General features: G+C 56.5%; 24 protein-coding genes. 11 read left to right on the forward strand and 13 right to left on the reverse strand.

Annotation, left to right across the window (positions count from 1 at the left end; genetic code table 11):
* Positions 1-164 precede the first annotated feature (164 nt).
* The 7 genes from AC6I8R_RS09215 to AC6I8R_RS09245 all read left to right on the forward strand — a co-directional run bounded on the left by AC6I8R_RS09215 (position 165) and on the right by AC6I8R_RS09245 (position 5,013).
* A complete protein-coding gene (locus tag AC6I8R_RS09215; RefSeq protein ID WP_021183369.1) occupies positions 165-1,145 on the forward strand; it encodes a 6-phosphofructokinase in 981 nt (326 codons plus the stop codon).
* A 10-nt stretch (positions 1,146-1,155) separates the two neighbouring features.
* Entirely contained in the window at positions 1,156-1,470 is a 315-nt protein-coding gene (locus AC6I8R_RS09220; RefSeq protein WP_013508968.1) for a PTS sugar transporter subunit IIB, read from the forward strand.
* The gene (locus AC6I8R_RS09225; protein WP_021183368.1) at positions 1,463-2,830 is read left to right on the forward strand and encodes a PTS sugar transporter subunit IIC; all 1,368 of its coding nucleotides are present in this window, start codon (positions 1,463-1,465) and stop codon (positions 2,828-2,830) included. Before AC6I8R_RS09220 ends, AC6I8R_RS09225 begins: the two co-directional genes overlap by 8 nt.
* Positions 2,817-3,659, forward strand: coding sequence for a class II fructose-bisphosphate aldolase (locus tag AC6I8R_RS09230; protein WP_021183367.1), 843 nt, complete (start codon positions 2,817-2,819; stop codon positions 3,657-3,659). Before AC6I8R_RS09225 ends, AC6I8R_RS09230 begins: the two co-directional genes overlap by 14 nt.
* A 62-nt stretch (positions 3,660-3,721) precedes the next feature.
* Entirely contained in the window at positions 3,722-3,991 is a 270-nt protein-coding gene (locus AC6I8R_RS09235; protein WP_021183366.1) for a hypothetical protein, read from the forward strand.
* Between the two features lie 9 nt (positions 3,992-4,000).
* Positions 4,001-4,438, forward strand: coding sequence for a PTS sugar transporter subunit IIA (locus tag AC6I8R_RS09240; RefSeq protein WP_415175099.1), 438 nt, complete (start codon positions 4,001-4,003; stop codon positions 4,436-4,438).
* On the forward strand, positions 4,435-5,013 hold the full coding sequence (locus AC6I8R_RS09245) for a P-loop nucleotide/nucleoside kinase family protein (protein ID WP_415175100.1): 579 nt from the start codon (positions 4,435-4,437) through the stop codon (positions 5,011-5,013). The genes AC6I8R_RS09240 and AC6I8R_RS09245 overlap by 4 nt, the downstream gene beginning before the upstream one ends.
* Here the strand turns inward: AC6I8R_RS09245 and AC6I8R_RS09250 are convergent.
* Positions 4,980-5,843: an NAD(P)-dependent oxidoreductase gene (locus tag AC6I8R_RS09250; protein WP_497832147.1), complete on the reverse strand. Its 864-nt coding sequence runs from the start codon at positions 5,841-5,843 to the stop codon at positions 4,980-4,982. The genes AC6I8R_RS09245 and AC6I8R_RS09250 overlap by 34 nt on opposite strands.
* 159 nt (positions 5,844-6,002) lie before the next feature.
* Between AC6I8R_RS09250 and AC6I8R_RS09255 the strand changes: the two genes are divergently transcribed.
* Positions 6,003-6,797 (forward strand): SDR family NAD(P)-dependent oxidoreductase, encoded by a 795-nt coding sequence (locus tag AC6I8R_RS09255; RefSeq protein ID WP_036625300.1) that lies wholly within the window; start codon positions 6,003-6,005, stop codon positions 6,795-6,797.
* 87 nt (positions 6,798-6,884) lie between these two features.
* Here the strand turns inward: AC6I8R_RS09255 and AC6I8R_RS09260 are convergent, their stop codons facing one another.
* A complete protein-coding gene (locus tag AC6I8R_RS09260) occupies positions 6,885-7,211 on the reverse strand; it encodes a cupin domain-containing protein (RefSeq protein ID WP_021183361.1) in 327 nt (108 codons plus the stop codon).
* A gap of 117 nt (positions 7,212-7,328) precedes the next feature.
* On the opposite strand from AC6I8R_RS09260, the gene AC6I8R_RS09265 reads away from it, so the two are divergent.
* Positions 7,329-7,967, forward strand: coding sequence for an RpiB/LacA/LacB family sugar-phosphate isomerase (locus AC6I8R_RS09265; RefSeq protein ID WP_021183360.1), 639 nt, complete (start codon positions 7,329-7,331; stop codon positions 7,965-7,967).
* A gap of 91 nt (positions 7,968-8,058) precedes the next feature.
* On the opposite strand, the gene AC6I8R_RS09270 is transcribed toward AC6I8R_RS09265, so the two are convergent.
* The 7 genes from AC6I8R_RS09270 to AC6I8R_RS09300 form a co-directional block, all read right to left on the reverse strand.
* Complete coding sequence (locus tag AC6I8R_RS09270) at positions 8,059-8,808, reverse strand: ABC transporter ATP-binding protein (RefSeq protein ID WP_497832751.1); 750 nt, start codon at positions 8,806-8,808, stop codon at positions 8,059-8,061.
* Between the two features lie 18 nt (positions 8,809-8,826).
* Positions 8,827-9,693, reverse strand: coding sequence for an ABC transporter ATP-binding protein (locus AC6I8R_RS09275; protein WP_415173377.1), 867 nt, complete (start codon positions 9,691-9,693; stop codon positions 8,827-8,829).
* A complete protein-coding gene (locus tag AC6I8R_RS09280) occupies positions 9,665-10,570 on the reverse strand; it encodes an ABC transporter permease (RefSeq protein ID WP_021183357.1) in 906 nt (301 codons plus the stop codon). The genes AC6I8R_RS09275 and AC6I8R_RS09280 overlap by 29 nt, the downstream gene beginning before the upstream one ends.
* A complete protein-coding gene (locus AC6I8R_RS09285; RefSeq protein WP_021183356.1) occupies positions 10,567-11,592 on the reverse strand; it encodes an ABC transporter permease in 1,026 nt (341 codons plus the stop codon). Before AC6I8R_RS09285 ends, AC6I8R_RS09280 begins: the two co-directional genes overlap by 4 nt.
* A complete protein-coding gene (locus AC6I8R_RS09290) occupies positions 11,589-13,220 on the reverse strand; it encodes an ABC transporter substrate-binding protein (protein ID WP_497832148.1) in 1,632 nt (543 codons plus the stop codon). The genes AC6I8R_RS09285 and AC6I8R_RS09290 overlap by 4 nt, the downstream gene beginning before the upstream one ends.
* Positions 13,221-13,278: 58 nt before the next feature.
* The gene (locus tag AC6I8R_RS09295) at positions 13,279-14,433 is read right to left on the reverse strand and encodes a mandelate racemase family protein (protein WP_021183354.1); all 1,155 of its coding nucleotides are present in this window, start codon (positions 14,431-14,433) and stop codon (positions 13,279-13,281) included.
* 91 nt (positions 14,434-14,524) lie between these two features.
* Positions 14,525-14,671 (reverse strand): hypothetical protein, encoded by a 147-nt coding sequence (locus tag AC6I8R_RS09300; RefSeq protein WP_021183353.1) that lies wholly within the window; start codon positions 14,669-14,671, stop codon positions 14,525-14,527.
* A 75-nt stretch (positions 14,672-14,746) separates the two neighbouring features.
* Here AC6I8R_RS09300 and AC6I8R_RS09305 point away from each other — a divergent pair, with 75 nt between their 5' ends.
* Both AC6I8R_RS09305 and AC6I8R_RS09310 read left to right on the forward strand, forming a co-directional pair.
* Positions 14,747-15,862: an ABC transporter substrate-binding protein gene (locus AC6I8R_RS09305; RefSeq protein ID WP_497832149.1), complete on the forward strand. Its 1,116-nt coding sequence runs from the start codon at positions 14,747-14,749 to the stop codon at positions 15,860-15,862.
* 12 nt (positions 15,863-15,874) lie between these two features.
* Positions 15,875-16,081, forward strand: a complete 207-nt coding sequence (locus AC6I8R_RS09310) for a hypothetical protein (protein ID WP_036625280.1) — start codon at positions 15,875-15,877, stop codon at positions 16,079-16,081.
* A gap of 972 nt (positions 16,082-17,053) precedes the next feature.
* Here the strand turns inward: AC6I8R_RS09310 and AC6I8R_RS09315 are convergent.
* Genes AC6I8R_RS09315 through AC6I8R_RS09330 form a run of 4 tightly spaced genes read right to left on the reverse strand, consistent with a single transcriptional unit; the run spans position 17,054 to position 20,673 of the window.
* Positions 17,054-18,319 (reverse strand): amidase family protein, encoded by a 1,266-nt coding sequence (locus AC6I8R_RS09315; protein WP_497832150.1) that lies wholly within the window; start codon positions 18,317-18,319, stop codon positions 17,054-17,056.
* Between the two features lie 3 nt (positions 18,320-18,322).
* On the reverse strand, positions 18,323-19,177 hold the full coding sequence (locus AC6I8R_RS09320) for a TauD/TfdA dioxygenase family protein (RefSeq protein ID WP_415173366.1): 855 nt from the start codon (positions 19,175-19,177) through the stop codon (positions 18,323-18,325).
* An 18-nt stretch (positions 19,178-19,195) separates the two neighbouring features.
* On the reverse strand, positions 19,196-19,933 hold the full coding sequence (locus AC6I8R_RS09325) for a class II aldolase/adducin family protein (RefSeq protein WP_415173367.1): 738 nt from the start codon (positions 19,931-19,933) through the stop codon (positions 19,196-19,198).
* 2 nt (positions 19,934-19,935) lie between these two features.
* Positions 19,936-20,673: an ABC transporter permease gene (locus AC6I8R_RS09330; RefSeq protein WP_497832151.1), complete on the reverse strand. Its 738-nt coding sequence runs from the start codon at positions 20,671-20,673 to the stop codon at positions 19,936-19,938.

Consider the following 20,673-nt stretch of genomic DNA (forward strand, 5'->3'; position numbering starts at 1 on the left):
GGAAAAATTTACCATGTGATTAACATCACAAAATTAGGTCTGTAAATATCTTTGTCAATGACCTGGGTGGATAAATTCGTAGCAATAATGTGATCTCCATAGCAAATACAAATCCTCTTCACCGGAAGAATGGCTGTCAGAAGCGCAGCGTAAGGAGCAGGATAATGAGAATTGGCATGGTGATCAGCGGTGGTGATGTTACCGGCATAAATAACTTTATCTTTCAGATTTCTCGCTTAACTCAGGCGGACATGGTGTTATTTAACGGCGGCATTCCGGGTTTGCTGGAAAATAAACATCAAGAAATATCGCAGCGTGATCTGGTGGATTATGCCATCGCGGCGATCCCGGTGATGCAATCAGGACGGCCAACGCGAAAACTAATTCGCCCGGAATATGAAGCCATAGCGAAACAACTTAAATCGCTACGCATTGACGTATTAATTATGGCCGGAGGTGATGGGTCGCTGCAATTCCTTCATATTCTGAGTGAATTTGGCGTCAATTGCTTTGGCGTTGGCATGACCATCGATAACGATGTATTCGGCAGCGATTATACCATTGGCTTTTCCACCGCCTGTGAACAGGTGCTGAAGGAAGTGGCGAAATTACGTAACACCGGACGTGGATTGCCGGGGCGCGTATTTATGGTGGAGTTGCTGGGTGGTTATTGTGGCGAATTAACCCTGCAATCAGCGATTAAATCCAATGCAGATTTTGCCTTGATCCCCGAGTGCCAGATTCCGCCGCATGAGCTGGCGGAACGGGTCACGGCACGTCTGGCGCAGCAAAACAGCGTGATTATTCTGTGCTCGGAAGCCTATACCCGCGAATATTCGCCGGGGTTCCAGGGGGCGATCGATACCTTAATTAAACAACTTGAACCTTTGATTGGTGTGCGTATCCGTAAAACCATCATCGGTTACGGCCTGCGTAATGGTGAACCCACCTGTGAAGAAATTTATCAGGGCACCATTATGGCCAGCGAAGTGGCGCGTTGTATTCAGTCGGGAATGCGCAATAAAGCCGTCATTATTAATGGCAGCAATAAACCGATACCCATTGATTTAATAAGCATGAAAAAACGCCTGGTTGACACCGAAGGGCATCATTACAAACTCGCTAAACAACTGCATATTCTGTGAGGAGATAGCCATGCTGAAAATATTATGTGTGTGCGGATGTGGTCTGGGATCCAGTTTCGCCATCGAAATGAGCGCCAAAGCGGTATTAAAAAAGTTAGAAATTGATGCAGATATCGATCACACCACCATTTCTGAAGCCAATGCGTTTAAATCCGACATGATTTTAACGCAGAAAGCCTTTGCCGATGTATTAAATGCCGATGCCAGCCCGGAACAGATGAAGCGCGTGATTATTCTCAACAAGCTGACCGATAAGGCGGAAATTGAGCAAAAGATCGTGGCGTTTATGAAAGAACACAACATGAAGGTTGCCAGCCATGAATAGTGTTATTAACTTCCTGGTCAAAGATCTGTTAGGGCAGGCATCGATTCTGATCGCCTTTATTGCCCTGGTGGGTCTGCTGTTGCAAAAAAAATCCGCAGGCAAGGTGGTGGAAGGCACCTTTAAAACCCTGCTCGGTTTCTTAATTATGATGGCGGGTATCAACATCATTGTCGGTACGCTGACCTTCCTGAATACCATCTTTACCCACGGCTTTGGCATGCAGGGTTATATCACCGATGTTGCTGCCATCGCCGGGTTAGCGAACCGCGAGCTGGGTTCAGAGGTAGCGTTGACGCTGTTGGTGATCTTTATTGTCAACATCATCATTGCCCGTCTGACACCGTTCAAATACATCTTCCTGACCGGACAGGCGCTGCTGTGGATGGCGACTATCGGTGCGGTGATCGGCTACAAAGCGGGGCTGACAGGCTTACCTCTGATCCTTACCGGCGGCATTTTTGGTGGTGTGATGGCGGTGGTGATGCCAGCACTGGCACAACCGGTGGTGCGCCGCATTACCGACTCGGATGATGTTGCGCTCGGCCACTTCTGCACCATTGGCTACCTGGTGACGGCGGCAGTGGCGAAGGTGGTTGGCAAAGGCTCGCGTTCCACTGAAGACCTGAAGCTGCCGGATAACTTCAAATTCCTGCAAGACACCTATCTGTCGATGGCGGTGGTGATGGTGCCGATGTACCTGATCCCGGCGCTGGCGGCAGGCCCGGCGTTTATCGCCCAGTACAGCAGCGGTATGAACTACCTGATGTACGCCTTTATGCAATCGATTCAGTTCGTGTGCGGGGTATTTGTACTGTATAGCGGCGTGCGTCTGCTGCTGAATGAGTTGGTACCTGCCTTCCGCGGTATCGCGATGCGCATCGTACCGGATGCTAAACCGGCACTCGACTGCCCGGTGATGTTCCCCTATGCACCGAATGCGGTGATCGTGGGCTTCCTCGCCACCACCCTTGGGTCGGTCGTTGGCATGCTGGTGTTCCCGATGTTCGGTCTGGCAATGATTTTACCGGGCCTGCTGACCAACTTCTTTGCCGGAGGCACCGCTGGGGTGTTTGGTAACGCGCTCGGCGGTCGTCGCGGCGCGATGATCGGCGGCTTTGTCCACGGTCTGTTTATAACGCTGCTGCCGGCCATTCTGGTACCGATGCTGGAAAGCTACGGTTTCACCGGCGTGACCTTCAGTGATTCAGACGTTATCAGCACTGGCCTGGTACTCGGCCATGCCTTCCAGAATAACTGGCTGTTCGTCGCCCTGTTTATTGTCTTCATTACCCTGATCGCCTGGTTTGTTAACGGAAAATCCACTAAGCCTCACGAGGAAAATATTCATGAAACTTTATAACTTTACCGATCTGTTACAGGTGGCCAAACAACGTGAATTTAAAGCGCTGGGTTCCTTTAATTTACACTGTCTGGAGATGTTACCGGCTTATTTTAAAGCGGCGGAAAAAACCAATAGTCCATTAATGATTCAGATCTCTACCGGTACGGCGAAATATCTCGGTCATAAATTGTTGGTCGATGCGATTCGTTCGCTGGCGGAAAGCCGCAATGTGCCGACCTGTTTGCATCTGGACCATTGCTCCGACCTGGATGCCATTCAAACGGCGCTGGATGCCGGTTTCAGTTCGGTGATGTATGACGGTTCACATCTGCCGATTGACGAGAACATCTCCAACACGCGGAAAGTCATTGATATGGCACGCCCGCTGCATGTTTCGGTTGAAGCGGAACTGGGGGCGATCGGCGGTTCAGAAGATGGTAAGTCGGTGGAAATGAACGAAACTTCCTTCACCACCGTGGACGATGCAAAGCGTTTCGTGGATGAAACCGGTGTCGATATGCTGGCGATCTCGATTGGTACGGTACATGGGTTATACACCGGCAAAGCACATATCCAGCATCAGCGGCTGGCGGATATTACCGAAGCGACGCACACGCCATTGGTACTGCACGGCGGCACTGGCGTCAGCGATGAAGATATGCGTCTGGCAGTGCGCAGCGGTATCGAAAAAGTGAACGTCGGCACAGAAATGAACGTGCAATGGGTGGCGCGCTGTAAACAGACGTTCGAAAAGGGCAAAGTAAACGACAGCGTGCGTAATTTCCTGGTACCGGCGAATGATGCCGTTACCGATGTGTTAGTCGAAAAAATTCAGTTATTCCGCTAAACCGCATCTTTCATGACGTATTAACCTGAGGTGCCCTGGCGCCATTCGGGGCAGGAGACGCTATGTTCGGATTCAGGAAAAAGGTCCCGGAAAATAACGGGCAGGATCAGCAGGAAATAGATCGTCAGGCTGAAAGTATCAGCGAGAAAATAAACGCGCTGGAGCAGCAACTGGCAAATAACCCACGGGCGGGGGACACGCAAAAACAATTAATGCTGGAATATAATCGTGCATTAAGTTTATTTGCCAAAAGCCGCCGTTTTCGTCAGGAGATTGATCCGCTGTTCGTCAAAATCGATGAGCTGCGTAATACCATCCGCAAATCGATTTAAGGAGGCGGCATGAGCATCAAACAACTGTTGCAGGAAGCGAATGCGATTCAGGTGGGGATTACCAGCCGTGACTGGCGGGAAGTGATCAGCCTTGCCGCCCGGCCACTGGTGCAGGGCGGCTATGTCAACGCCTCCTATCCCGAAGCGGTGATCGCCAACACCCTGACGCACGGTGCGTATTACGTGTTTGAAGAGGGGATTGCCATCCCTCATGCCCGACCGGAAACCGGAGTACTGAGGGATTGCTTCAGCCTGATTGTGCTGGAGGAACCGGTGTCGTTCGACGGCAGCGACAAGGCGGATATCGTCATCATGTTTGGCGCGCGTGACAGCAATGCGCATATCGAGGAGGGCATCCGCGCGATTGTCACGATGCTGGAGGATGAGGAGACGCTGGTGCGACTGCGCAAAGCCAGCAGTGTGGCGGAGGTAATGGACATCCTATGACAACCCCCACTGAAGAAAAATGCGTGGTGCTGGTCAACGGCATTCCCGCCTCGGGTAAAAGCACACTGGCGCGCGCGCTGGCGCAGCAATTTGACCTGCCGGTTTTGACGCTGGATAGCCTGAAAGAGCCGTTTATGGCCAGCTTTGCGCCGGTGGATCGCCTGCGCAATCGTCAGCTCGGCTGTGCCGCCTATCAGGCGATATGGAAGATCGTCGGCCAGGCACCGGCCAGTTGCGTTTACCTGATTGATGCCTGGTTTGGTTTTCAACCCAAAGCGGTACTGGAAGAGGGATTGCAACACGCAGGCGTGACGCGGGTGCTGGAGCTATGGATGGCGATCACCCCGGATGAGGTGGTGGCGCGCTATCAGGCACGGCTGGAACAGCGTATGCCGGGGCATCCGGGGGCAGAGTATCTGCCCGAACTGCGGCAACTGGCGGAACGGGCGCAGCCGATGGCGCTCGGTCCGGTGTTGCAACTGGATGCCCGCGCGCCGGACGTAGCCGCTGCACAAGCGTGGTTGCAGCGGCAACTTCAGCGTCAGCCAGCGCGGGCGCTTTCGGCATCGGGTTGAAAGAAGGCCGCCAGCAGGTCGCTGAGTTGTTGATCGCCTCTGCGGTCGGCTGCCAGCTGGCGGCACACCTCGCCCAGCGCCTGATACAGGCGATCGGTTGCCAGCTCGCCCTGATTCAGCGTCGCGATTTCATCCATCTCCGCCGCCCAGCGCCAGGCTTTTGGCAGCATATCCGGGGCGGCTTTTTTCATTCTTTTCAGGATCTGCGGCTGGCTCTCCGTCATCTCCTCATGCAACGCCTCCGCCGCGCCAACCCGACTGGCGTTAATCAGCATCGCTGACACCAACAGGGTGATGCCTTTATTGATCCCGGCGTAGGACATTTTTAGCGCGGATGCCGCGCCGTTTTCCGCCGACATAATGCGCACGCGCAGTCCCAGGTCGCTCAACTCCGCTAACTGGCTGGCGTGGGGGCCGGAAAACCAAAAGCGTGGCCCGTCAGGATTCTGCTCGCCCGGCGGCAGCCCGATAATCGCGCCATCGACAAAAGGTGTGCCGGTGGCTTCAATCACCGCGGCCACCTGTTGCAGCGTTTCCGGGCTAATGGCGTTGCAATCGACGTACAGCGGTTTGCGCGCCGCCGCCTGTAAATGCGGAGCCATCTGCTGCGCCCAACTCAGGGCGAATTCGGGTGGCACAATGGAAAAAATAATGTCGGCGTCACACAGCGCAGCTTCAGGGGCATCGATAATGTGCGCGGCGTGCGCGCGTTGTTGTGAGTCGGCAGAGCGTTGGCTTAACGGGCTGATGACGCGCGCGCCGTGCTGGGTTAGCACCGCCGCAACTGCCGCGCCCATCGCACCCGGTGCGGCAAAGGCAAGGGTTTTCATGATGTGGTCCCACGGGAGTGAAAGCATTCAGTGTGGCTGCGTTTTGTCCGCTATTGGCAAACTCTTTGGTTACAAAGCATGTTTCGTTAATGCGGTGCGTGCAGCATCTACCAGGCTTTTCGATCGTGTGCAGGTATCGTAACCAACATGGAGAATGTGATGAAAATCGATCTACACGGCAAAACAGCGTTAATCACCGCGTCCACCGGCGGCATTGGTTTCGCCATTGCGCAGGGGCTGGCCGAGAGCGGGGCAGAAGTAGTGTTGAACGGGCGCAGTGAGGCGTCGGTCAGTCGGGCGCGAGACAAACTCAATGCTGCGGTGGTGGGGGCGAAAATCCATACCCATATCGCCGATCTCAGCAGCGCACAGGGCGTTGAGACGCTGCTGAAGGGATTGCCTGCCATCGACATTCTGGTGAATAACGCCGGGATCTTTGGTCCGAAAGATTTCTTTGCCACCGATGATGAGACCTGGGAAGCCTACTGGCAGACCAACGTGATGTCCGGCGTGCGGCTGTCACGCGCCTTACTGCCGGATATGGTGAAGAAAGGTTGGGGCCGCGTGGTGTTTATCTCTTCCGAGTCTGCGCGCAATATCCCGGTCGATATGGTGCATTACGGCGTGAGTAAAACCGCGCAGCTTTCTCTGGCACGCGGTCTGGCGAAAGTGGTAGCCGGTTCCGGCGTCACGGTGAATAGCGTGTTACCCGGCCCAACAATTTCGGATGGTTTTGCCACCATGATGGCCGACGAAGTGAAACGTACCGGTAAATCGCTGGAGACGCTGGGGAAAGAGTTTGTTATGAGCCAGCGTCCGAGTTCGGTGATCCAGCGGGCCGCCACCGTTGATGAAGTGGCGAATATGGTGGTGTACGTCTGCTCCACTCAGGCGTCGGCCACCTCCGGTGCTGCGCTGCGCGTCGATGGCGGCGTGGTGGATGATATTGTTTAACCAGACAGGAAAAGCGCGATAAATCGCGCCGCTACGATTATGTGCGGTCCGTAGCGGCGCGATTTATCGCGCAAATCTGTACGCGATTTATCGCGCGAGAAAATCCTCACGCTGCGGGGTAAAAGTATCCAGCAGCGTGCCCGCTTCGAGACAGACACAGCCGTGCACCACATTTGGTGCTTTATACAAGGTGTCGCCTGCGCTCACTTCTTTGGTCACACCGTTAATGGTGAACGCGAAGCGCCCGGAAAGCACATAGGTCAGTTGTTCATGCGGGTGGTGATGCAGTGGACCTATCGCCTCTTTTTCAAAACTGACCTCAACCGCCATCATGCGGCCACCGTGCGCCAGCACCCGGCGGGTCACGCCATTCCCCAAATCCTCAACCTGTGTGGCATTGCGGTAGATAAACATCGTCATTCCTCGCAGTTGTGTGACATAACTCACAAGCAAAAGGGCATTTCTCTGCTGCATTTTACTGATCTTTGATTAAAATGAAACGGTGTTTCAATTTAATATGAAGGATGGATCATGAAAATCGCGTTAATGATGGAAAACAGCCAGGCGGCAAAAAACGCCACCGTATTAACCCAACTGGAGACGGTGGCACAACCGCTGGGTCATCAGGTGTTTAACGTCGGTATGAGCGACGAGCAGGATCATCATCTGACTTATATTCACCTCGGCATCATGGCCAGCGTGCTGCTCAACAGCAAAGCGGTGGATTTCGTGGTCGCCGGATGCGGCACCGGACAGGGCGCATTGATGTCGCTGAATATCCATCCCGGCGTGGTGTGTGGCTACTGTATCGATCCGGCTGACGCTTATCTGTTTGCCCAGATCAATAACGGTAATGCCTTGTCGCTGCCCTTTGCCAAAGGTTTTGGTTGGGGGGCAGAACTCAACCTGCGCTTTATCTTCGAGAAAGCCTTCACCGGAGAGAAAGGGCTGGGTTATCCGCCGGAACGCAAAGAACCACAGGTGCGCAACGCCGGAATCCTTAACCAGGTGAAAGCGGCGGTGGTCAAAGAACATTATCTCGATACCTTGCGTGCGATCGATCCTGAACTGGTGAAAACCGCGCTGAGCGGCCCGCGTCTTCAGCATTGCCTGTTCGAGCATGGGCAGAATGACGAGATTGTGCGTTTTGTGCGTGAGGTGGTGGCTTAAGCTATCACCTCAACGTAGCGGCGCGATTTATCGCGCGGTTCCGTGCACGATGGCGGAAAATCCGCGCGATAAATCGCGCCGCTACGGGGAGTTAAGCCAATTGAGGGCACCTGCTCGCCTCGACCAGCATCTGCGTATACGGCACCGCCGCCTGTCCCGCCACCAGCGACTCCACATCCAGCGTTTCAAGCACTTTGCCGTGCTGCATCACCGCAACGCGGTGACACAGATGCGCCACCACGCCGAGATCGTGAGTGACCATCAGGTACGTCAGATTTTCCTGTTGCTGCAAGTCACTCAGCAAATTAAGAATTTCCGCCTGCACCGAGACATCCAACGCGGAAGTCGGTTCATCCAGCAGCAACACGCGCGGTTCCAGAATCAGGGCGCGGGCTATCGCCACACGCTGACGTTGACCACCGGAAAGCTGGTGGGGGTAACGCGTTTGCCAGGCGCGGTTTAACCCGACCTTTTCCAGCATGGTCGTCACGCGCTGTTGCCGCTGACTGATGCCATGAATATGCAGCGGCTCCTCAAGAATATCGCCAAGTGTATGACGTGGATGCAGCGAACCGTAAGGGTCCTGAAACACCATTTGTACTTTGCGGCACAGCGGGCGCGTGATGCGGTGCGCCAGCGGTTGATCGTCAATCGTCAACTCCCCGTGCCAGTGGTTAAACAATCCGGCGAGGCATTTGAGCACCGTGGTTTTGCCGGAACCGGATTCGCCCACCAGGCCAAAGATTTCACCTTCCCGCACTGCGAGGTTAACGTCAAACAGCACCTGGTGACGCTGTTCATCCTCGCCAAAACTGAGGTTAAGATTCTGTACCCCGATCATCGGTTTCATGCGTTCTCCTTAAGGTTGCAGCCAGCTGGCCTGACGTTGTAGCACCGGCAGCCGTGGGCGACGTTGGTCGATATCGGGCAGCGCCGCCAGTAACCCCTGGGTGTAGGGATGCTGCGCCCGATCGAGGTCGGCGGCGGCTAGCGACTCCACCACCCGCCCGGCATACATCACCAACACCCGGTCGCAAAAATGGCGCACCAGATTGATGTCGTGGCTGATAAAAATCAGCCCCAGCCCGCGTTGCTTCACCAGATCATCCAGCAGGCCCAGCACCTGCAAGCGCACGGAAATATCCAGCGCTGAGGTGGGTTCATCAGCGATCACCAGCTCCGGGTCGGTGATCAACATCATGGCGATCATCACGCGTTGCCCTTGTCCACCGGAGATTTCGTGTGGATAGAGTTGATACACCCGTTCCGGATCGCGGATGCGCACCACATCCAGCATCGCCAGCGCACGCTGACGGGCTTCATTGCGCTGGCCGGGGTGATGGCTGCGCCAGGCTTCGGCGATCTGTTCACCGATTCGCACCACCGGATTGAGGGAGTATTTCGGGTCCTGCATAATCATTGAGATACGTTTCCCCCGGATAGCACGCATCTCCGCCGGGGTGGCACGCAGCAGGTCCACCTCACCAAATTGCATACGTTGTGCGCTGATCTGCGCGCTTCGCGGATGTAACTGCAACAGGGCGCGGCCAACGGTGGATTTACCTGAACCGGATTCGCCGACAATCGCCAGTTTCTCCTGCCCAAGCTGGAAGGAGACGCCACGCACCGCCGGGGTAAGCTGGCGTCCCTGTGCAAAACTGACCTGTAAATCTGCTACGTCGAGTAACGGCGGGGCGTTACTCGCTACGGGGATCGAGGATGTCACGTAAGCCATCTCCTAAGAAATTAAACGCCAGACTGTTCACCAGAATCGCCAGACCTGGCACCGTCACCACCCACCAGCACTCCAGCATATAGCTGCGACCGCTGGCGATCATCGCACCCCATTCCGGGTCCGGCGGCTGTGCGCCGAGGCCGAGAAAGCCCAGCCCGGCAGCGGTGAGAATGATGCCCGCCATATTCATGGTGATACGGATAATCACTGACGGCAGGCACAGCGGGACAATATGTTTCCACAGCACGCGCAGCGGCGAGGCACCCTGTAAACGCACCGCAGAGATAAAATCCGCCTGCCGCAGCGACAACGCTTCGGCACGCGCCAGACGGGCGATGGGCGGCCAGGCGGTAAGGGTAATGGCGATCACCACATGTTCCAGACCAGGACCAAGCGCGGCGACAAAGGCCAGTGCCAGCACCAGACTGGGGAAGGAGATAAAGATATCGGTGACGCGCATCAGCACGCTATCCACCTTGCCGCCAAAATACCCGGCGGTTACGCCCAGCAGCAGGCCAAGCGGGCCGACCGTGACCGACACCAGCAGCACGATATACAGCGTGATGCGCGCCCCCCATACCAGACGGCTGAAAATGTCGCGACCGAATTCGTCGGTGCCAAACCAGTGCTGCGCGCTGGGGGGACTCAGGGCGTTATTGAGATCCTGAATCAGCGGATGGTATGGCGCGATCCACGGCGCAAACAGCGCCGTTACCAGCAACAACAGAATGATCGCACCGCCAATGGCGGTCAGCGGATTGCAGGCCATACGCCAGATAAACTGGCCGCTACGGGACGCAAAACGGCGGAAGCGTGCCAGACGCTCCTGCGCCGCGCTGGTGTAAGGGGTATCCAGCGAAATCGTCATACTTTAGTCCTCGGGTCGAATACCTGATAAAGCAGGTCAGAAATCAGGTTAAGCAGGACAAAAATCAGGCCGACCACCAGCACGCAGCCCATCACCGCATTCATATCGCCCAGCATCAGGCTGCCGGTGAGATAGGAACCAAATCCCGGCCAGGAAAACACCGTTTCGATCAGCACCGCGCCTTCCAGCAACGAGCCGTAGGCCAGCGCCACTACCGTCAACAGCTGGACCAGGATATTGCGAAAGGCGTGTTGCCAGATCACCTGCCACTCGGTCAGCCCCTTCACGCGCGCCGTCAGAATGAACTCCTGCGTCAGTTGCGCCAGCATAAAACTGCGCGTCATGCGGCTGATATACGCCAGCGAGTGAAAGCCGAGCAGAGAAGCGGGCAGGATCAGATGATTGAGCGCGCTGGCGAACACGCTGCCATTTCCGGCCAGCAACGCATCGACCAACAGCAACCCGGTGCGGCGCGGCACCAGACCGTCCAGGCTGAAATCCACCCGTCCGGCACCACCGACCCAGCCGAGATGGGCGTAGAACAGCAGCAGGCCCACCATCCCGACCCAAAAAATTGGTGTCGAGTAACCCGCCAGGCTGATGATGCGCACCACATAATCCACCACGCCATTGCGTCGTGCCGCCGCCCAGACGCCGAGCGGTACACCCAGCCCGGTGCCGATCACAATCGCCAGCGTCGCCAGTTCCACCGTGGCCGGGAAGACGCGCAGGATATCGTTGATCACTGGCTGGCCGGTCAGCAGCGCCATGCCAAGATTGCCGTGCAGCAGGCCATTGAGGTAGATGACAAACTGCACCCACAAGGGTTTATCAAAGCCGAGTTGATGATAAACCTGCTGATAAGTGGCGTGATCGGCATCCGGTCCGACAATCGCCAGCACCGGATCGAGCGGCATCACGCGACCGATAAAGAAGGTCAACAGCAGCAGGCCCATCAGGGTGATCAGCACCTGCCATCCACGGCTGCGGATGCGCCGCCAGTGGCTTCGCGTCAGTTTCATGGCGTACCTCCTGCCAGGCTATCCGGGGTTTTCCATACGTCGCGCAAAAAGGTGGTGGCCGAAGGATGCGGGATATAATCCTGTACCCGGTTATTCACCACCACGGAATCGACCATTTGCGAGATGGGCATCAACGCCGGTATCAACTGGTCGTAGCGACGTTGAATGGCGAAGTAATCCTGCTGTTGCCGGATGCTGTCGCGTTCCAGCAGCGCCTGGTCGATCATCTGGTTGAGTTGCGCATCGTAGAAACCGGTACGCCATCCCTGGAAATTGGTCAGTCTGGCGCTATCGGCGTTGTTCGGGTTGTAGACCAGCGAACGCAGGCTGGAGTGGGGATGCGGTTCCACGCCGCTGCCGCCACGTCCGACCAACAGATTGAACTGACGTTCACGCATCGCGCCATAGATCTGGTTACCGGTGCCGGTGACGATTTTGGCGCGAATACCGCCCTGCATCAGCGTGGACTGAATGGCGATGGCGATATTCAGAAACGGTTGGTCTGCCAGCACGCGCAGGGTGGTGTCAAACCCATTGGGATAACCGGCTTCCGCCAGCAACGCTTTGGCGCGGGGGATATCCAGTTTGTAGCCAGGGTCGGGAAGGGTGGCGGGCATCCCGGCCTGAATCGGACGTTGATGCAGTTCGCCATAACCCGCCATCAGGCTTTTGTTGATGCCCTGATAATCCACCAGATAGCGTACCGCCTCGCGCACTTTGGCACTGGCGAAATGCTTATCCTTCATGCTCATCGCCAGATAGTAAATTGTGCCTTTGGGCACCGCATCGACGGTGAGATCCGGGTCGTGGCGCAGCGCTTTGACGTCCGGGATCGCCATATTGCTGGCAATATCGATATCGCCTTTTTCCATCATCAGGCGCAGCGTCTGCGACTCCTGCAAATGGCGGAACACCACGCGCGACAGCTTCGGTGCGCCCCGCCAGTAGTCAGGATCGCGATTCATACGCAGCACGTCTTTCGCCTGCCAGACATCGAGGCGAAACGGGCCGGAACCGGCTTCATGGGTGGTCAGCCAGCGGTTGCCCCAGTCCCCGTTGCTGGCATGCGCCTGCACGGTTTTGCTGTCCAATACCACCATGCTGCCGAGCGCAGCCAGGGAATACAGTACCAGCAGCGGGTCGTTGGCTTTTGGCAGACGCAGGACGACGGTGCGTGCGTCCGGTGCGGTTATCATCTGGTCGACATTGTCTTTGCTGAAACCATAGGATTTCCACACCGACGCCTGGGCCAGATTCAGGTGCAACACCCGGCGCATCGACCACACCACATCCTCACTGGAGAGCGGATTACCGGAATGAAAGGTGACATTGTCACGTAAGTGAAAGGTGAGCTGGCGGTTGTCCGGGCTAATCTCCCAGCGTTCCGCCAGCGCCGGACGGACATGGGTGAGCTGGCGTGGGTCCAGCTCCACCAGCCCGTCATACAGATTCACCACGATGCCTACCACTTCATTACCGGTCATGGCGGCGGGATCGAGGGTTAACAGGTTGTTCATATTCATGCCGACGATCAGCTGATCATCCGGCGTGGCGGCCCGCAAACCGGGGCTGGCCGCCATCAGCAGCAGCGCCATACAGCACGCTGTGCAACGGAGCAAAAGATTCATAAGCAAAGTCCAGCAGGTCAGAGGTTTATTGTTGTTTGCCGTACTGCTTGTGTCGGTGTTACCAGCGATTCAGGGTATGGGTTTCAATCCAGCTAAAGTTGATATCCTCGCCCAGTCCGGGGCGGGTTGGCAGATGCACAAAACCCTGGTCATCCATCGGGTCAACCAGGCTGTTGAGATACGCAGGCGGTTGCTCGTAATCGAGGAACGGATGCAGTAAGCCTCGTTCGTACCAGCGGCAGTTGCGGATGGCGCCCACCACCGCCAGGCTGGCGGCACCGTTGCCGTGGACTTCACAATCCATGCCAAAGGCTTCGGCCAGACTGGCGACTTTCAGGGTGGCCGAGATCCCACCGACGCCGTTGGCCCCGGCACGCAGAATGTCGCAGGCTCCGGCACGCACCCAGTCAGCGCGGCTGTGATGTTTGCCGCCGAGGCTTTCCGGGCCAAGCACATCAATGCTCAGGTTATCTGCCAGCCAGGCATAAGAGGCCATGCTCTCTTCTTCCATCGGTTCTTCAAACCAGGTGAAGTTGAGTTTTTCCAGCGCCTTACCAATGGTGAGGGCATCGCTGCGGCTGTACCAGTGGTAGCCGTCCAGCATCAGGGCGATATCCGGTCCAACCGCTTCCCGCACCGCCGCACAGGCTTTGATGTCCATGATCGGGCTGGGCGCAAACGACACCGGCGGCATCCAGGTATGCAGCTTAATCGCGCGATAACCGCGCGCCACCAGTTGCTCGGCAAACTGTGCGTATTCATCGGGGGTCGATAAGCCACCTTCCAGTTGATCGCCACACATGGTGCTGCCATAGGCGGGGATGGTGTCGCGGTAGCCGCCGAGCAGTTTATGCACCGGCAGTTGTAATTTTCGGCCAATCAGGTCCCACAACGCCTGTTCCACCGCCGACAGGGCGCGCTCCGTTAACTGATGGGCGCTGCCGCGTTGCCAGTGCACCAAATCCTGCCATAACCGTTCACGATCAAAAGCGTTTTGCCCCAGCAACACTTTGCGGAAGAAGGCGTTGACCACATGTGGGCGAATCACTTCCGCCGGCGCGAAGGCATAGCCGCAGTGGCCGTCTTCGCTGGTCAGGGTAAGCATGGCCAGTTGTGCATCGCTTTCCGGACCGGGATGTGAATGCCCGGCGCTATCCGATACACGGCGGGTGGGGTAACTGAACAGGGTGACATCAATGGCGCTGATCTTCACGGCAACTCCTCCGGGAATACATACCCATACCTGGGTGTTAATGAAAAATTAAAACGTTGTTTCATTTTTTAATCTAGCGTTCACCTTTTGTTTACGCATTAGCCAAAATGCGGTAAATCGCGGCGATAAATTGGGCAATTGCATGGGGTGTTGTGAGGGTTTTCACGAAAGACGCACGTTTTGTGAGCGGCGACACAGCCAGCGGGATGTAAAAAAATGTGTCGTGAAGGCTTTTCATTTTCTTTCCGCCAGGTAATAGTGACGCCGCGAAATGCATTAATAATAATCATTATCATCTGTATGGGTAGATCACATGAAGAATTGGATGTTAGCGCTGGGGTTACTGACGTTTTCCTTAAGTTCGTCTGCCAAAGTTATTACCGATGTGGCCGGACGCCAGGTTGAGGTAGCGCAGGAGTCAAAACGTATCATTCTGGGGGAAGGGCGACAGATGTACCTGCTGGCGGCCTTCGATACGGCGACCCCTTTTCAGCGCGTGGTAGGCTGGCGCGATGATTTCCACAAGGCGGATTACGATGGCTACATGGCGTATGAGAAACGTTATCCGCAAATCAAGACGTTACCGACTTTCGGTGGGGCAAAAGATGGCACCTTCAACGTCGAACAGGCGCTGACGCTGAAACCTGATTTGGTGTTGATGAACCTCGAATCCAAAGCGGCGACCGACGAAGGCAAACTGATCGAGAAGTTGCAGGCGGTGGGCATTCCGGTGGTGTTTATCGATTTCCGTGAGAAACCGATGGAGCACGCCGAGCAGAGCATCCGCATCATGGGTGAACTGGTCAACAAACCGCAGCGCGCGGAAGAAATTATCGCGTTCCGTCGTGCAGCGATTGCCAAAGTGACCGATCGCCTGAAGAACTTTGACGGCAAACGCCCGAAAGTGATGATTGACCGTGCCGGGGGTTATACCGACGAATGCTGTATGTCATTTGGCAACGAGAACTTCGGTCAGATGGTGGAACTGGCGGGCGGCAGCAATATCGCGAAAGACCTGATTCCTGGCACCTTTGGCACCCTGAATCCTGAACAGATTATCGCCAGTCAGCCGGATGTGGTGGTGGTGACCGGTGCCAACTGGAAGAACTACAACACCGTGGGTAAATGGGTGGGTGTGGGGCCGGGGGCTGACACGAAAGAAGCGGAAGCGCGTCTGCGCACATTGATGATGCGCGATGCGTTCAAAACCTTGCCGGTGGCACATAACGGCAATGCCCATGCGATCTGGCATCAGTTCTACGACAGCCCTTATCAGTTTGTCGCTATTCAGGCGCTGGCGAAGTGGCTGCATCCCGAGTTGTTTGCCGATCTCGACCCGGATGCGACCTTCCGTGAATTCCACGAAAAATTCCTGCCGTTGCCGTATCAGCTGGGTTATTGGGTGACGTTACCGGCTGACAAGTCCTGATACAGGACTCAAATGACGGGCAATAAAAAAGGATTTGGCAGCAACGCCAAATCCTTTATTTTTGTTCACGTAACGGCTGGTAACCGGGTGGTGAACGGGGTGCTCAGCACTCATCACAAAACGAATCATAAATTGTGCAGAGAAAGATTTCAAGTTCAGGAAAATTACTGTATGGTTATACAGGTGTTGAGTGCCGGGCGTGATCTCATTGCTTACTGATGACTCCCAGGGGCGCGGATTGTCAAAATCCCGGCAGGTACCAGGTGGTGCTGGCCTGTGGCTTTCACAATGAGCGCCGCTCAGCACTCATCACAGATGTGCTAAGGCGTTCGGCGGGTGGAGTCAAAGTCCCGAATGTCGCAAGGCGCGCTCCTGTCACGGGAGAAGGAAAGTGATGGAACTGATTAGATTACTGTTGGACCTGGTCCGGGTTATCTTGCAGATCATCGTTGCCCTTTTGCAACTGACCGGTCAGGCCCACTGACCGGAACTTGAATCAAGGCGGAGCTAACCACTCCGCCTTTTTTCGTTCGACACGGCCTGATTCATCTTTCGCTCGTAGCGGCGCGATTTATCGCGCGGGTTTACGTGCACCAGCGGAAGGGCGCGCGATAAATCGCGCCGCTACCAGATCATCGTTGCCCTTTTGCAACTGACCGGTCAGGCCCACTGACCGGAACTTGAATCAAGGCGGAGCTAACCACTCCGCCTTTTTTCGTTCGACACGGCTTGATTCATCTTTCGCTCGTAGCGGCGCGATTTATCGCGCGGGGTTTCGTGCACCAGCGGAAGGGCGCGCGATAAATCGCGCCGCTACCAGATCATCGTTGCCCTTTTGCAACTGACCGGTCAGGCCCACTGACCGGAACTTGAATCAAGGCGGAGCTGACCACTGCGCCTTTTTTCGTTCGACACGGCCTGATTCATCTTTCGCTCGTAGCGGCGCGATTTATCGCGCGGGGTTTCGTGCACCAGCGGAAGGGCGCGCGATAAATCGCGCCGCTACCAGATCATCGTTGCCCTTTTGCAACTGACCGGCCAGGCCCACTGACCGGAACTTGAATCAAGGCGGAGCTGACCACTGCGCCTTTTTTCGTTCGACACGGCTTGATTCATCTTTCGCTCGTAGCGGCGCGATTTATCGCGCGGGTTTACGTGCACCAGCGGAAGGGCGCGCGATAAATCGCGCCGCTACCGGGCCATCAGGGCGCTTGCCACTGCCAGCAGTCGCCGATCCTCACCCGCCGCGAATTGCAACTCGATCCCCACCGGAATGCCCTCTGGCGTCTGCGCCAGCGGCAGGCTGATACAGGGCAGCCCCACCACGGTGGCGGGTTCACAATTGGCAATCAGTTGCCGAAACAGCGCGTTGGCTGTTGATATCGTAGGTGGCAGCAGCGGCACGGTGGGGAAAATCAGACCATCAAGTTGATGTTGCTGAAAAACCGCCTGATAGCGCGCGGTGAGCTGCGGTTTCCACTGCGTCATTGCCGCATGATATTGCGCTTCGCTGACGGTCGCGGCATCTGCCAACAACGCCTGTACATCGGGGCTTTTCACCGCCTGTTGCAACTGAGAAAAACGGTACTGGCTACCACGTTGTTGCAGATAACGTGGCAGATCGCGCAACATCTCAAACGAGGCCATTGGATAACCGGCCTGCACCGCCAGTTGGGCTACCTGGGCGATTTCCACCTCAATCAAGGTCACGCCACGATCGCGCAGTTGCTGCAACACCTTCTCCGCAGCTGAGGCCACCGCAGGCTCACAACCGTGCCAGAAATGCGCGCGCGGTACGCCAAGGCGTAAATCCGCCAGCGCCACCGCGGGGTGTTCGAATTCACCGCTGATGGCGCTATCCAGTGCCATCACATCGTCAATATGCTGCGCCAGGATACCGGCGGTGTCGCGACTGATCGAGATCGGTGCGATGCCCTGTTGTGGGTAGCGCAGCAGCGAAGGACGAAAGCCGATCAATCCACAAAAAGAGGCGGGAAGCCGGACCGATGCGCCGGTATCGGTGCCAATGCTGGCTGGCACGATGCCAGCAGCCACTGCTGCCGCGCTGCCGCTGGAGGAGCCGCCCACCACGCAGCCAGGTAAAAAAGGGTGTAACACATCACCGCGTGCCGCATTTAACCCGCTGGTGCCGGAAGCCAGCTCATGCATGCTGGCTTTGCCGATAATAATCGCGCCGGCCTGTTGCAGACGGGTAACCAGTTCAGCGCTGTGGCTGACCCGTTCTTCTGCCAGAAGCGCCGTGCCGATGCTGGTCGGCATGCCTGCGACATCAATATTATCTTTTACCACCAGCGGCAAACCGGCGAGCGGTGCGGTGCTGTCAACGGTGGCGGCTGCCAGCGCGGATTCAGCAGCCAGCCAGCTCAGGCTATTCAGATGGCGTTGCTTATACGCCTGGAGCAACGCCCGATGCAGTCGTTCGCCGGATTGCGCCATGCTTTACACCATCGCCTGCGGGCGTTCGCTGCCTTTCACCGTGGCGCGATGCATCACGCGGCGGTAGGCCACATCGTCATACGGCGTGGCCTGGTGCATGGTGCAGCGGTTATCCCAGATCAGCAGATCATGCGCCTGCCACTTATGGCGGTAGGTAAAGGCTTCGCTGATGGCGTGCGCGTTGAGGCGTGCCAGCAAGGCTGCGCTCTCTTCCGGCGCCAGACCGACGATCTCTTTGACAATGTCCTGTCCGACAAACAACGAAGGACGTCCGGTTTCCTGATGGCGGCGCACCAGAGGATGCACCACATCCGGCGTAGCGGCTTGTTGCTCCGCGCTCAGCGGCTCCCGGTCGGCGAAGGCTTTGGCGTAATACGTGGAGTAGGAGTGTACCGCGCTCAGCGGTTGGATCAGACGTTTGGTGTCCTCATCCAGCGCATCATAAGCAGCAAACATTGAGGAAAACAGCGTATCCGCGCCGACCGGTGGCACTTCTACCGCGTGCAGCACCGAGCCAAAGCAAGGCACTTCGTAATAAGACCAGTCAGAGTGCCAGTTCCAGCCCTCTTTATGGTTGCCAATCGGTTTACCGTCCTGCTTCACATTCGATAACACGTACAGTTCCGGGTAGGGCGTGGTCAGGTACTGACTCAGCACATGAACCTGAAGCTCGCCAAATTCACGCGCAAACGCCACATGCTGCGCTTCACTGACCGGCTGGTTACGAAGCAGCAGGACAGAATGAGTATTCAGTGCGTCGCGCAACGCGGCAAAGGTGGCGGGATCAATCGGTTGTGTGGCATCGACGTTCAGCACTTCCATGCCGATATGGTCTGTTAACGGGCGTAACTCTAACATCGGTAACCTCCTGAATGTTTACTGACGGTAGCTGGGATCAAGTTTGTCCAGCAGACGGATAAAGGCGGGCCACTCGCGCTCACCGCGCAGGCGAATATCCCCCTCACATTGGTTAAACTGGCGGGCGGCTTTCTCGGAGACCGCTTCCGGCGGCAACAACAGCTTGCTGCCGCTGCCCTGAGCCATCAGTTGAATGCGGGCAGCTCGTTCGAAGTAGTACGCCAGCATAAAGGCTTCCGGGATGGTTCGACCGGCGGCAAGAATGCCGTGATTGCGCAGCACCATCACCTGATGTGGGCCGAGATCGCGCACCAGTCGTGCCCGCTCGTCGGTATCCAGCGCCACACCTTCATAGGCGTGGTAACCGAGACGATTCCAGAAGTGCATAGCAAACTGGCTCACCGGCTGTAAGCCTTCCTCCAGCGCCGACACCGCCGTTGCCGCATCCGAGTGGGTATGTAACACGCAGATGGCATCTTCGCGCGCCGCGTGGATGGCGCTATGGATCACAAAGCCCGCACGGTTCACCTCGTAATCACTCGGTTCCAGCGCATGGCCTTCCAGGTCGATTTTGATCAGGCTGGAGGCGGTGATCTCAGAGAAAAACAGCCCGTATGGGTTGATCAGGAAATGGTGTTCCGGCCCCGGCAGACGTACCGAGATATGGTTATAAATCAGGTCATCCATGCCGAAATGCGCCACCAGCCGATAACAGGCGGCAAGCTGAATGCGGAGTTGCTGTTCGGTTTGCGTCATGATTATTTCCACCAGATAAAGGTTGTGTCGAGCCAGGCCAGCAGGCCATAAAGCGCGATGCTGACCAGTGAAGAGACGACCACGGCGGCCCAGACGGTGAGCAGATCCACCTGCTGCGTGGATTGAAAAATCGTCCAGCCGATGCCCTGATACGCGCCGAGCATTTCTGCAACGATCGCGACGATAATGCTGCGTACCAGGCCTACGCGCAGGCCGCTGACAATATTGGGTAACGCAGCAGGGAGTTGCAGTTTACGCATGATGGTCAGGCGGCTGGCACCAAAGCTGCGCATCAGATTGATGATCTGCGGGTCGGCCTGTTTCAGCCCGTGCAGGCTGTTGACCAGAATCACAAAGCTCACCGCCAGGATCACCAGCACGACTTTTGACAGTGCGCCCATACCAAACCAGATCAGCGCCAGGGGGATCCAGGCCACGGTTGGCACCGAGTTAATCGCCACCGCCAGCGGCATCAGGATCGCCTCCAGCGGACGGAACACGGTCATTAACATGGCGAGTGACAGACCGACCAGCAGGCCAAGGGCAAAGCCGCTCAAGGCCTCAACCAGTGTCCAGCCCATCGAAATCCACAGGCTGCTACCGTTGCTCACCACCGCCAGCACGATGCTGTGCAACGAAGGCAGGACAAAGGGGGGAATGTGAAACAGCCAGATGCTGCCTTCCCACAACAGGATCAGGCTGAGCACGCCAAACAGCGGTGGCAGGAATTTACGCGTCAC

This window comes from Pantoea sp. X-Soil-OKNW-713, from assembly GCF_059730685.1.

Excerpts from the sequence above, each read along its gene's own strand:
- AC6I8R_RS09325 (WP_415173367.1), bottom strand. The coding sequence starts at position 19,933 with ATGACGCAAACCGAACAGCAACTCCGCATTCAGCTTGCCGCCTGTTAT.
- AC6I8R_RS09255 (WP_036625300.1), top strand. The coding sequence starts at position 6,003 with ATGAAAATCGATCTACACGGCAAAACAGCGTTAATCACCGCGTCCACC.
- AC6I8R_RS09320 (WP_415173366.1), bottom strand. The coding sequence starts at position 19,177 with ATGTTAGAGTTACGCCCGTTAACAGACCATATCGGCATGGAAGTGCTG.
- AC6I8R_RS09310 (WP_036625280.1), top strand. The coding sequence starts at position 15,875 with ATGACGGGCAATAAAAAAGGATTTGGCAGCAACGCCAAATCCTTTATT.
- AC6I8R_RS09225 (WP_021183368.1), top strand. The coding sequence starts at position 1,463 with ATGAATAGTGTTATTAACTTCCTGGTCAAAGATCTGTTAGGGCAGGCA.
- AC6I8R_RS09250 (WP_497832147.1), bottom strand. The coding sequence starts at position 5,843 with ATGAAAACCCTTGCCTTTGCCGCACCGGGTGCGATGGGCGCGGCAGTT.
- AC6I8R_RS09285 (WP_021183356.1), bottom strand. The coding sequence starts at position 11,592 with ATGAAACTGACGCGAAGCCACTGGCGGCGCATCCGCAGCCGTGGATGG.
- AC6I8R_RS09300 (WP_021183353.1), bottom strand. The coding sequence starts at position 14,671 with ATGAAAAGCCTTCACGACACATTTTTTTACATCCCGCTGGCTGTGTCG.
- AC6I8R_RS09245 (WP_415175100.1), top strand. The coding sequence starts at position 4,435 with ATGACAACCCCCACTGAAGAAAAATGCGTGGTGCTGGTCAACGGCATT.
- AC6I8R_RS09305 (WP_497832149.1), top strand. The coding sequence starts at position 14,747 with ATGAAGAATTGGATGTTAGCGCTGGGGTTACTGACGTTTTCCTTAAGT.
- AC6I8R_RS09280 (WP_021183357.1), bottom strand. The coding sequence starts at position 10,570 with ATGACGATTTCGCTGGATACCCCTTACACCAGCGCGGCGCAGGAGCGT.
- AC6I8R_RS09220 (WP_013508968.1), top strand. The coding sequence starts at position 1,156 with ATGCTGAAAATATTATGTGTGTGCGGATGTGGTCTGGGATCCAGTTTC.
- AC6I8R_RS09260 (WP_021183361.1), bottom strand. The coding sequence starts at position 7,211 with ATGTTTATCTACCGCAATGCCACACAGGTTGAGGATTTGGGGAATGGC.
- AC6I8R_RS09270 (WP_497832751.1), bottom strand. The coding sequence starts at position 8,808 with ATGATCGGGGTACAGAATCTTAACCTCAGTTTTGGCGAGGATGAACAG.
- AC6I8R_RS09240 (WP_415175099.1), top strand. The coding sequence starts at position 4,001 with ATGAGCATCAAACAACTGTTGCAGGAAGCGAATGCGATTCAGGTGGGG.
- AC6I8R_RS09215 (WP_021183369.1), top strand. The coding sequence starts at position 165 with ATGAGAATTGGCATGGTGATCAGCGGTGGTGATGTTACCGGCATAAAT.
- AC6I8R_RS09230 (WP_021183367.1), top strand. The coding sequence starts at position 2,817 with ATGAAACTTTATAACTTTACCGATCTGTTACAGGTGGCCAAACAACGT.
- AC6I8R_RS09290 (WP_497832148.1), bottom strand. The coding sequence starts at position 13,220 with ATGAATCTTTTGCTCCGTTGCACAGCGTGCTGTATGGCGCTGCTGCTG.
- AC6I8R_RS09235 (WP_021183366.1), top strand. The coding sequence starts at position 3,722 with ATGTTCGGATTCAGGAAAAAGGTCCCGGAAAATAACGGGCAGGATCAG.
- AC6I8R_RS09265 (WP_021183360.1), top strand. The coding sequence starts at position 7,329 with ATGAAAATCGCGTTAATGATGGAAAACAGCCAGGCGGCAAAAAACGCC.
- AC6I8R_RS09315 (WP_497832150.1), bottom strand. The coding sequence starts at position 18,319 with ATGGCGCAATCCGGCGAACGACTGCATCGGGCGTTGCTCCAGGCGTAT.